This is a genomic window from Streptomyces sp. SID14436 (assembly GCF_010548465.1).
In the GTDB taxonomy this organism is placed as follows: domain Bacteria; phylum Actinomycetota; class Actinomycetes; order Streptomycetales; family Streptomycetaceae; genus Streptomyces.
In genome coordinates this window covers 1-9,229 of sequence record NZ_JAAGMD010000026.1, presented here as the reverse complement: position 1 = coordinate 9,229, position 9,229 = coordinate 1, and the positions used below count along the sequence as shown (strand labels likewise).

Below are 9,229 nucleotides of genomic sequence, written 5' to 3'. Positions count from 1 at the left end.
CGCTCCCGGGCCTCGGCGAACCGCCGCTGCAGCCGGTCCCGTTCGCGGGTCTCGTCCAGGGTGAGGGAGGCGGCGGCGCGGGCGGACTCGGCGGCGGCGAGCCGGCAGTGGGCGATCGTGAGCTGTTCGCGCGCGGTGCTGCGGGCGACGGCGGCGGCGCTCAGTACGGCGTCGGCCAGGCCGGGGTCGCCGGGGGTCAGGTCGGGCAGTTCCATGGCGCCGCCGGCGGCCTGCTGCATCCGGTGCGCGTCGGCCAGCAGGTCGGCGTCCCCGTCCCGGACCCGGGACTCGGTGCCGCGCCGGCGTTCGGCGAGGCGCTTCTCCACCTCGGCGAAACGGCGGGTGTCGAACAGCCGCCCGAGGAGCCGGCCGCGGGCTTCGGCGTCGGCGCGCAGGAAGCGCGCGAAGTCGCCCTGGGGCAGCAGCACGACCTGGCAGAACTGCTCGCGGCTCATGCCGAGGAGCTGGGTGATCTCCTCGCCGATCTCCTGGTGCGAGCGGCTGAGGTCCTTCCAGGTGCCGCTCACCGGGTCGTGTTCGGCCAGCCAGGTCTGGGCCTTGTCGACGGTGGTGCCGGTGCCGCGTTTCTTCGGGCGCTCCCAGGGCGGCTGCCGGGTGATGCGCAGGCGCCGTCCGGCGACGGTGAGTTCGAGGGTGACCTCGGTGCGGGTGCCGGGGGCCGCGTGGTCGCTGCGCAGGGTGACGCCCTGGCCGCCGCCGGTCTGCCGGGCGCCGGGGACGGCGCCGTACAGGGCGTAGCAGACGGCGTCGAGGACCGAGGTCTTCCCCGCGCCGGTGGGCCCGTGCAGCAGGAAGAGGCCGGCGGCGGACAGCTCGTCGAAGTCGACCGTCTGGGGGGTGCCGAAGGGGCCGAAGGCGGTGATGTCCAGCCGGTGCAGCCTCACCGGGCGACCTCCTTGACGGCGTCGTCGGCGCGGACCGCGTCGAAGGCGTCCCGGAGCACGGCCCGCTCCCGTTCGTCCGGTCCGGCGCCGCGCACGTGGGCGACGAAGTCCTCGGCGATCTCCTGGTCGGCGCGTCCGGCGAGCCGCCGGGCGTAGGACACCTCGGGGTCGTCAGGGGCGCGGTCCGGGTCGAAGACGAGGCTGAGGGTGTGCGGGAAGCGTGCGGTGAGCCGGGCCATGGGGTCGGCCGGGCGGACCGGGTCGGTGAGGGTGGCCTCGACCCACGCCTCCTCGTGGACCGCGAGCGCGGGGTCGGCGAGCAGGTCCTCCAGGCGGCCCCGGATGCGGGCCAGGGGGCGCGGCACCGGGCAGTCGACGCGTTCGGCGGTGACGTCCCCGTCGGCGTCCAGGTCGACGAGCCACATGCTCTTGCGGTGCCGGGCCTCGGAGAAGGAGTACGGCAGGGGGGAGCCGGAGTAGCGGACCCGCTCGGTGAGGGTCTGGCAGCCGTGCAGGTGGCCGAGGGCCACGTAGTCCACGCCGTCGAAGACCCCGGCGGGCACGGCGGCCACTCCGCCGACGGTGATGTCCCGTTCGCTGTCGCTGGGTTCGCCGCCGGTGACGAAGGCGTGGGCGAGGACGACGCTGCGGGTGCCGGGCGGGCGGACGGCGAGGTCGGCGCGGACCTGGTCCATGGCGGCGGCCAGCACCGTCTCGTGGGCGGCCTTCGTCACCTGGAACCGTTCCTTGACCAGGGCTGGTTCGAGGTAGGGCAGCCCGTAGAAGGCGACCTCGCCGTGGGCGTCGGACAGCATCACGGGGGTGCCGCAGGCGGCGGGGTCGGTGCGCAGGTGGATGCCGGCGCGGCCGATGAGCCCGGCGCCGACGCCGAGCCGGCGGGCGGAGTCGTGGTTGCCGGAGATCATCACCGTCGGCACACCGAGGTCGGCCAGCCGGTGCAGGGCGTCGTCGAACAGTTCGACCGCGGCGAGCGGCGGCACGGCCCGGTCGTACACGTCGCCGGAGACGACCACCGCGTCGACGGCTTGCTCGCGCACGGTCGCGACCAGGTGGCCGATGAAGTCGGCCTGGGCGCCGAGCATGCCGACCCGGTGGAAGGACCGGCCGAGGTGCCAGTCGGACGTGTGCAGCAACCTCACAGCGCGACTCCGACCCGCATGCGTCCCCCTCCTCGGCCCCTGTGACCGACACCGCACCGGCACGGTCCGTGGCCGTCGTCGACCACACCGGCGCCGGTCGGCACCTGATCCCTCACGGGCCTCAGTCTGCCACCCGCGTCGGACAGCACAGGGCCACGGGGGTCGGCCGTCACTCGACGGTGGTGCGGCCGAGCCACCTCGACGGGTCGTGGAGTGTGCCACGCCGGCGACGACGACACCGCTCGCCCAGGACGAGGCGCCAGTCCTCAGCCGCTCCCGCCGCCACGTCCCGTCCCGGGGCCGGCCTGCCGCACCCCCGGAGACCGCCCGCCGCTGCGCGGGGCTGACCGGGGCGCGGCCGTACAGGGAGTGACGGCCGCGCCCCGGTGGCGAGATCAGCAGGCCCCGAGGTCTTCCCAGACACCCCACTCACCGGTGGTACCGGGCTGCTCGCCCGTCACCCACCACTTGGCCCGCCAGGTGTGTCCGTTGTAGGAGACGGTGTCGCCGCCGGTGTAGACGTTTCCGGCGCTCCAGAGCGGCGCGACGCAGTCACCCGGCTCGCCGTCACCGCCGTCGTCACCTCCGCCGTTGTCACCTCCGCCGTTGCCCCCGCCGACGTTGACGTCGATGCAGGCGTAGAAGGCGTTGCCGGTGTCCGCCACGTTCCACACGGCAAGCACCTTCTGACGGCCGGTGAAGGACCCGAAGTTCACCTGGTGGCTGACGTCGGCGGGAGGCTGGGCACCACGGCCGTCGAACTCGGCGATCTTCGTGTTGCCGATGAAGTACTGCCAGTTGGCCGTGGAGTGCCGTGCGGTGTGGTGCCAGTTGAAGGTGTGCGTACTGCTGACCGGTGTCACCCGCCAGCCCTTGCTGTCGTCGTCGAGCTCGGCGAACTGGGCGTTTCCGCCACTGCAGCTGCGCAGGCCCTTCGGCCCTTCGACGCTCTGCGGCTCGTACTTGATCTGGCCGCAGTCGACGACGCCCGCGGCGCACTGGTCCTGCCGGCTGCCGGGGTCGGTCACCCAGCCGTGGGCGCTGGCCGTACCGGCCGGGAGGCTGATGGCGAGCAGGGGGGCCACCAGCGCTCCGATCGCGAGAGCCGCCTTCTTTTTCGTGTTCATGACATTCCACTTCCTTCGGAGTCGTCGGGGCAGCCGTACCGGGAGCGCGTTCCGCGTCGATCGGGTGGAGCAGGTCTAGACCTTCTCGATTCAGGTCTAGACCTTAGCGACGGATCCGCTCGGGTCAAGGGGTTGTGCAACGCGAACGCCTCATCAGGGCACGGCACTTCGCGGCCGCACCCTCGAGTCGGAACTTCCCGCCCTATTGGTCTAGACAAGAACCCCCGGCATGGTTCACTGTTCGACTGCCACACCGCGGCCGCCCCGCTGACGCCCGTCCCGCCCGGCCGCGATCCGCGCCATGCCTCAGCCGAGTGGCGCACCGGACGCGCATCCGCCCACGTCTCAGCCCGACTCGGCCCACCCGCCGGATTTCTCCGGACCGAGATCTCCGAGCAGCCGGGCCAGTCTTCGCCCCCACCGCGACGCAGCCTCCGCGAGAGCGCTGCGCGAGACAGAGGAGACACACCGATGAAAGCGCTGGACAGAAGCAGAGAACACGTGATCGGACTGTTCAGGATCGTCCTGGGACTGCTGTTCGCCTGCCACGGAGCCGCCACCCTGTTCGACGTCCTGGGCGGTCCCCACGGAGCGAAGCCCGAAGTCGCCGCGTGGCCCGACTGGTGGGCCGCCGCCATCCAACTGCTCGGCGGCACACTGGTGTTGTGCGGCCTCGGGACGCGCGCCGCGGCCATCCTCTGCTCCGGATCCATGGCGTACGCCTACTTCGTCGTGCACCAGCCCCATGCCGTCTTCCCCATCGAGAACGGCGGCGAGACAGCCGTCATGTTCTGCTGGTCCTTCCTGCTCATCTCCGCTCTCGGCCCCGGCCGCTGGACCCTGACCGGCCTGCTCGCCCACCGGGGAGAGCGACGTGACCGGACGACGGCAACGACATGACCGCCCCGAAGGGGCGGCCGTCACGCGGATTCCGGCGCCCGGCTACGTGAGAAGCCGGCGGGAAGGAGGCGCGACGCTCACGCGTCCCCGTACGCCTCCCCGCCGATCTCCAGGCGGGCCGTCCCGGCGGTCGCGTCGGCGAGCCAGGCGCGGAAGGCGGCCACGTCGGCGTCCGGCAGACCGACCTCGATGGTGACGTACTCGCCGTAGCGCACGTCCCGGACGTCGCGGCCGGTGGAGCGCAGGTCGTTCTCGACCTTGCCGGCGCGCTGGTGGTCGACGGTGACGGTGACCAGGCGGAACCGGCGCCGGGTGATCGTGCCGATGGTGTCCAGGGCCTCGCCGACGGCGCCGCCGTATGCGCGGATGAGGCCGCCGGCGCCCAGTTTGATCCCGCCGTAGTAGCGGGTGACGACGGCGACGACGTAGCGCATCTCGCGGCGCAGCAGCATCTGGAGCATGGGCACCCCGGCGGTGCCGCCGGGCTCTCCGTCGTCGTTGGCCTTCTGGACGGAGGCGTCGGCCCCGATGACGTAGGCCCAGCAGTTGTGGGTGGCGTCGGCGTGCTCCTTGCGCACGGCCGCGATGAAGTCCTGCGCCTCCTGCTCGGTGGCCGCCGGGGCGAGGGCGCACAGGAAGCGGGAGCGGTTGATCTCGGTCTCGTGCACACCCGCGCGCGCGACGGTGCGGTACTGGTCCTGCATCCGGCCAGCCTATGCGCAGCGCCCCGCCGGGGCCGGACCGGCTACGGCTTGGCTCCCCGGGGGACGGTGAACGAGGTGAGCAGGGCGGAACCGGCGGTCAGGTCGGGCCAGCCGCCGCGCCAGGCCAGGACGGCGATCGCGGAGGTCGGGAACTTGGCGCGGACGCGGTCCAGGGTGTCGTCCAGGCCGTCACCGGCCAGGGTGAGGACGAGGTCCTCCAGTCCCGGGTTGTGCCCGATCAGCAGGACGGTGCGGATCTCGTCGGGCACCTCGTGCAGCACGGCGAGGAGTTCCGGCACGCCCGCCATGTACAGGCGCCGGTCGAAGCGGACCGGCGGGGGTGTGCCCCACTGCGCCGACGCCCCCTCCCAGGTCAGGCGGGCGCGGACGGCCGTGGAGCACAGGGCCTGGCCGGGCAGCCGTCCGGCGTCGGCGAGCGCCCGGCCGGCGGCGGGGGCGTCCCGGCGTCCGCGTGCGGAGAGGGGCCGGTCGTGGTCGGCGACGCCGTCCGGCCAGGCGGACTTGGCGTGGCGCAGGACGAAGAGGCGGCGCAGCGGGCCCGCTCCGGTTCGTTCGATCATGCCGGTGTTCCGAGGTCGCGGGTGAGTTCCAGGCCGAGCAGGCGGTCGGCGTGCGCGAAGGTCTCGAACCGGGCGCCGTCCGGCAGGCCGTGCGCGTGCTCCACGTCGTGAAGGACGTCGAGCACGCCCACGGCGTCCAGGTCGTTCTCCCAGGCGGACCGCAGCCGGGCGCGCACCGCGTCCGGAACGGGCCGGGAGGGCGTGGACGCCCAGTCGGCGACCGCCCGGCGCCAGTGGGCGAGGGTGCGCGCGGCCCCGGTCACCGCGGCCGGGTCGAGGCGCACGGGGGTGTCCCTGGGATGGGAGAGGAGGGCCAGGCGGAGGGCGCCGGGGTCGGGGGCGGTGGCGCCGGGCGCAGCGCCGGGATCCGCGGAGGCCGGGGCGGCCGGGCCCTCCCGGCCCGTTCCGGACGCGTTGCGCGTGCTGTCCGTGGCGTCCGGGGCGGTCAGTACCGTCAAGCCGTCGGCCACGGCGGCTGCGACCACGACTCGCGCTCCGTCGGGTTTCGCGCCGTCCTCCCCCACCACGTGCAGGATCCTGGCCTCGCCGAGGCCGGGGTCCGGCTGCCGGTCGTCCTCGAACGGGCGTACCCCCAGGGCGGCGGCCGCCGCCCGCAGCTCCGGGCGGCCCCGGTCGGCGCGCAGCAACGCCCACACCGGGGTGCCGCCGAGCTCCAGGGCACGAACGAGCAGGTCGGCGACGACCATCACCCGCAAGGCGGTGGCGTCGAACCCCTCGGTGTGGGCCTCGACCCGGGTGAGGCCCCGCCGGACGGGGGCGGCGTCGACGAGGTGGCCGGTTCGGGCGTCGGTGATGCGCAGCACGAGGCGAGCGTAGGCGGGTCGGCGGGAAGACGCAGGTCTCTCGCGCACTTTCGGCGTCCGGCCGCGTGACCGGTGTGGAGCGGGGGGAGTGGGAGGGGGCGGCCGGCTCCGCGCCTCCTGCCCCGCGCGGGGTGCTCCGCGGGGCAGTGCAGTGCCGTGAGCTGACCTCGGCGGATCAGGGACACACGGTGAAGGTGGCGCGGTTGTAGTAGAGAGCCGGACCCGCTCCGGAGATGCCTTCTGTCGTCCTGATGCCTTCTGTCGTCTTGTCGGTCACGTGTGTCTCCCCTTCGCCGTCGGCCACTTCGCCCGGAGGATGCATGCACGCTGCCCGCCGCCGCGGCCGCCGGGGGCGGCACCTCGCGCCACCTCGCCGGCGCGGATACGGGCGTCGGAGAACCGTGTCAGTGGGCGCCCCCCTCGCAGATCGTGCCCGTGGCGTTCCACATGCAGGTGCGCAGCCAGACGTTGCGGACCTTGACGGTGGCGTGCTTGCCGTAGTTCCACTGCTCGTCGCCCTTGCCGCCGCTGGTCCTGGCCAGTGTCCTCTGCGTGTGCACCCACCGCGACCCGTTCCAGTAGTCGTACATGACCTGCGCCAGGGCGCCGTAGCCGTCGCCCTTGGTGTCCCGCGCGTAGCCGTACACCGACGCCTTGTCGCTGGAGTTCCACGAGATCTCGATGTAGCTGCGGGCCCCCTTCCAGTCGGAAGAGGTGTACCGGTACTCGGCGTAGCTCCTCCACGGACTCTCCCAGTGACCGGCGGCCGATGCCTGGGGGGCCGCCCCCAGCACCGTGGCCGCCGTCGCCGCGAAGACCCCGCACATCGTCGACACGCGTCCGAACCGCATGCGTTTCCCCGTCCTCTCATGCCCCCGTAGGAGAGCGCCGATGTCAGGCCGCAATGTTGGCGTGCACATGCCCTCGGGGTCGTCGAACCGGGGATGGAGCCGGGGTCAACCTGTGAGGTACCGCCCGGGGAGTACGTCACCACGGGGCAACCGCGGGCTCCGGATCATCGCGTCCCGCGCGGGGCGCCCGATGCGGGCGGTCGCGGTCCCGTCGGCGAGCGCACCCGGTCGCTGGGGGAATCACCCGGCGGCCCGAAGTGTTCCGGCGGAGAAGGGGCAGCCAATGCCACCCTCGATTCCGATCCCCCGGAGGTCCGCGGTGTACGGCGACGACGCAACCGTTCGCAAGATTCTGACCGAACTCGGCGACACGTGGGCCGTGGTGGGCCTGTCGTCCAACCGCCAACGCGCCGCGTACGGCGTGGCGCAGGTGCTGCAGCGGTTCGGCAAGCGGATCGTGCCCGTGCACCCGAAGGCGGAGACGGTGCACGGCGAGCAGGGTTACGCGTCCCTGGCCGACATCCCCTTCGAGGTCGACGTCGTGGACGTGTTCGTCAACAGCGACCTGGCCGGCGCGGTGGCCGACGAGGCGGTCGCCAGGGGCGCCCGGGCCGTGTGGTTCCAGCTCGGCGTCGTCGACGAGGCCGCCTTCGAGCGGACCCGGGCGGCGGGTCTGGACATGGTGATGGACCGCTGCCCCGCGATCGAGATCCCCCGGCTGCGCTGAATCCTGTCACCTTCCCGGCAGAACTGACAGGGCGTCACCACTGGATCCGTGCACGCTCCTGCCCCGCACTGGCTGCCCTGTCTCAGGAGATGCCGAGCCCTTCCACCACGGCGGCGTTCGGGAGTTCCGCGAGCGCCTTGCCCGGCACCAGCAGCTTGCCGCGGCGGCGTCCGCTGCCGACGAGCACGTACGGCAGGTCGGCCACGGCGGCGTCCACCAGCACCGGCCAGCCGTCGGGGAGGCCGAGGGGGGTGATGCCGCCGTACTCCATGCCGGTCTCGCCGGTAGCGGTCTCCATCGGCGCGAAGGACGCCTTGCGGGCGCCGAGCCGGCGGCGCACCACGCCGTTGACGTCGGCGCGGGTCGTGGACAGCACCAGACAGGCGGCGAGCGTCGTCTCCCCGCCCCGCTTGCCGGCCACCACCACGCAGTTCGCGGACCGCTCCAGCAGGTCCCGGCCGTAGTGCTCGACGAAGACGGCCGTGTCGGCCCAGCGCGGGTCGGTGTCGACGTACAGGATCTGCTCGGCGGGCACGCTGCCGGTCCAGGCACGGACGGCGGCGGCGACCGGCGCGGTCAGCTCGTCGAGGCACTCCGGGGCGGGGGTGGCGTGGTCGAAGTCTCCGATGGGTGCGCGCATGGCCGCACCGTAACAGCGCCGCGGCGGCGGCCGGAGGGGTGTCTCAGTGCACGGGCGGCACGGACACGGTCATGATCATTTCCATCGGCACGTCACCCCGGTTGCCGTAGGTGTGCGGGGTGCTCGCCTCGAAGGAGGCGCTGGCGCCGGTGGGCACCCGGTGGTCGACCCCGTCGACGGTGAGGGTCAGCTCCCCTGCGGTGACGTGCACCAGCTCGACGGTGCCGACCGGGTGCGGGTCGGAGTCGCTGGACTCGCCCGGCATGAGCCGCCAGTCCCACATCTCCAGCGGTCCCGGGGCCTCGGCGCCCGCGAGCAGCCGGTTGTGGCTGCCGGCCTCGGTGTGCCACAGCCGCACCGCCTGGTCGGCGGGGACGACACGGACCGTGGGGCCGCGCTCGTAGTCGAGCAGCGTGGTGACGGCGACCCCGAGGGCGTCGCCGATCTTGACGATGGTCCCGATGCTGGGGTTGGTGCGGGCCTGCTCGATCTGGATGAGCATCCCGCGGCTCACCCCGGCCCGGGCGGCGAGGGTGTCGAGAGTGAAGCCGCGCTCGGTGCGCCACCGCTTGACGTTGCGCCCCAGGGACCGCGTCAGCAGCTCGAGGTCAGACACTGTCCGTCCGTTCCCGTCCGTTGCCGTCCTGTGCGGTCAATATAGAAGACCCGCCGCGGGGGCGGGCCGGCCCCCGGCCGCGGGGGCCGCCGTGTCAGCTCTCCAGTTCCAGCTGGGCGGGCCGGTCCGCGCCGTCCGGGTCCGCCGGTCCGGCCGGGCCGGTGTCCGCCCCGCCGGGCTCCCCGGGCGGGGTC

The 9,229-nt window shown here is 73.5% G+C and carries 11 protein-coding genes; 2 read left to right on the top strand and 9 right to left on the bottom strand.

Annotated elements, in window-relative coordinates; genetic code table 11:
* The 3 genes from G3I53_RS01170 to G3I53_RS01160 form a co-directional block, all read right to left on the bottom strand.
* On the bottom strand, positions 1–905 hold a 905-nt coding region (locus tag G3I53_RS01170; RefSeq protein ID WP_164437935.1), incomplete at its 3' end, for an SMC family ATPase.
* Entirely contained in the window at positions 902–2,065 is a 1,164-nt protein-coding gene (locus G3I53_RS01165; RefSeq protein WP_164338864.1) for an exonuclease SbcCD subunit D, read from the bottom strand. The genes G3I53_RS01165 and G3I53_RS01170, both read right to left, overlap by 4 nt.
* 395 nt (positions 2,066–2,460) lie before the next feature.
* On the bottom strand, positions 2,461–3,192 hold the full coding sequence (locus G3I53_RS01160; protein WP_164338865.1) for a lytic polysaccharide monooxygenase: 732 nt from the start codon (positions 3,190–3,192) through the stop codon (positions 2,461–2,463).
* A 471-nt stretch (positions 3,193–3,663) separates the two neighbouring features.
* Here G3I53_RS01160 and G3I53_RS01155 point away from each other — a divergent pair, with 471 nt between their 5' ends.
* A complete protein-coding gene (locus G3I53_RS01155; RefSeq protein WP_164338866.1) occupies positions 3,664–4,092 on the top strand; it encodes a DoxX family protein in 429 nt (142 codons plus the stop codon).
* Between the two features lie 77 nt (positions 4,093–4,169).
* Here the strand turns inward: G3I53_RS01155 and G3I53_RS01150 are convergent, their stop codons facing one another.
* The 4 genes from G3I53_RS01150 to G3I53_RS01135 form a co-directional block, all read right to left on the bottom strand.
* Positions 4,170–4,796: a YigZ family protein gene (locus tag G3I53_RS01150; RefSeq protein WP_164338867.1), complete on the bottom strand. Its 627-nt coding sequence runs from the start codon at positions 4,794–4,796 to the stop codon at positions 4,170–4,172.
* Positions 4,797–4,837: 41 nt separating this feature from the next.
* Complete coding sequence (locus tag G3I53_RS01145; RefSeq protein WP_164437934.1) at positions 4,838–5,377, bottom strand: histidine phosphatase family protein; 540 nt, start codon at positions 5,375–5,377, stop codon at positions 4,838–4,840.
* Positions 5,374–6,201, bottom strand: a complete 828-nt coding sequence (locus tag G3I53_RS01140) for a hypothetical protein (protein ID WP_343240531.1) — start codon at positions 6,199–6,201, stop codon at positions 5,374–5,376. Before G3I53_RS01140 ends, G3I53_RS01145 begins: the two co-directional genes overlap by 4 nt.
* Positions 6,202–6,605: 404 nt before the next feature.
* Positions 6,606–7,052 (bottom strand): hypothetical protein, encoded by a 447-nt coding sequence (locus G3I53_RS01135; protein ID WP_164335834.1) that lies wholly within the window; start codon positions 7,050–7,052, stop codon positions 6,606–6,608.
* Positions 7,053–7,371: 319 nt separating this feature from the next.
* Here G3I53_RS01135 and G3I53_RS01130 point away from each other — a divergent pair, with 319 nt between their 5' ends.
* Positions 7,372–7,779, top strand: coding sequence for a CoA-binding protein (locus G3I53_RS01130; protein ID WP_164335836.1), 408 nt, complete (start codon positions 7,372–7,374; stop codon positions 7,777–7,779).
* An 82-nt stretch (positions 7,780–7,861) separates the two neighbouring features.
* On the opposite strand, the gene G3I53_RS01125 is transcribed toward G3I53_RS01130, so the two are convergent.
* Both G3I53_RS01125 and G3I53_RS01120 read right to left on the bottom strand, forming a co-directional pair.
* On the bottom strand, positions 7,862–8,419 hold the full coding sequence (locus G3I53_RS01125) for a YbaK/EbsC family protein (RefSeq protein WP_164335832.1): 558 nt from the start codon (positions 8,417–8,419) through the stop codon (positions 7,862–7,864).
* A gap of 43 nt (positions 8,420–8,462) precedes the next feature.
* Complete coding sequence (locus G3I53_RS01120; RefSeq protein ID WP_164335830.1) at positions 8,463–9,035, bottom strand: XRE family transcriptional regulator; 573 nt, start codon at positions 9,033–9,035, stop codon at positions 8,463–8,465.
* Positions 9,036–9,229 lie beyond the last annotated feature (194 nt).

Coding starts and splice junctions, on each gene's coding strand:
- G3I53_RS01145 (WP_164437934.1), bottom strand. CDS start 5,377: ATGATCGAACGAACCGGAGCGGGCCCGCTGCGCCGCCTCTTCGTCCTG.
- G3I53_RS01155 (WP_164338866.1), top strand. CDS start 3,664: ATGAAAGCGCTGGACAGAAGCAGAGAACACGTGATCGGACTGTTCAGG.
- G3I53_RS01150 (WP_164338867.1), bottom strand. CDS start 4,796: ATGCAGGACCAGTACCGCACCGTCGCGCGCGCGGGTGTGCACGAGACC.
- G3I53_RS01135 (WP_164335834.1), bottom strand. CDS start 7,052: ATGCGGTTCGGACGCGTGTCGACGATGTGCGGGGTCTTCGCGGCGACG.
- G3I53_RS01125 (WP_164335832.1), bottom strand. CDS start 8,419: ATGCGCGCACCCATCGGAGACTTCGACCACGCCACCCCCGCCCCGGAG.
- G3I53_RS01160 (WP_164338865.1), bottom strand. CDS start 3,192: ATGAACACGAAAAAGAAGGCGGCTCTCGCGATCGGAGCGCTGGTGGCC.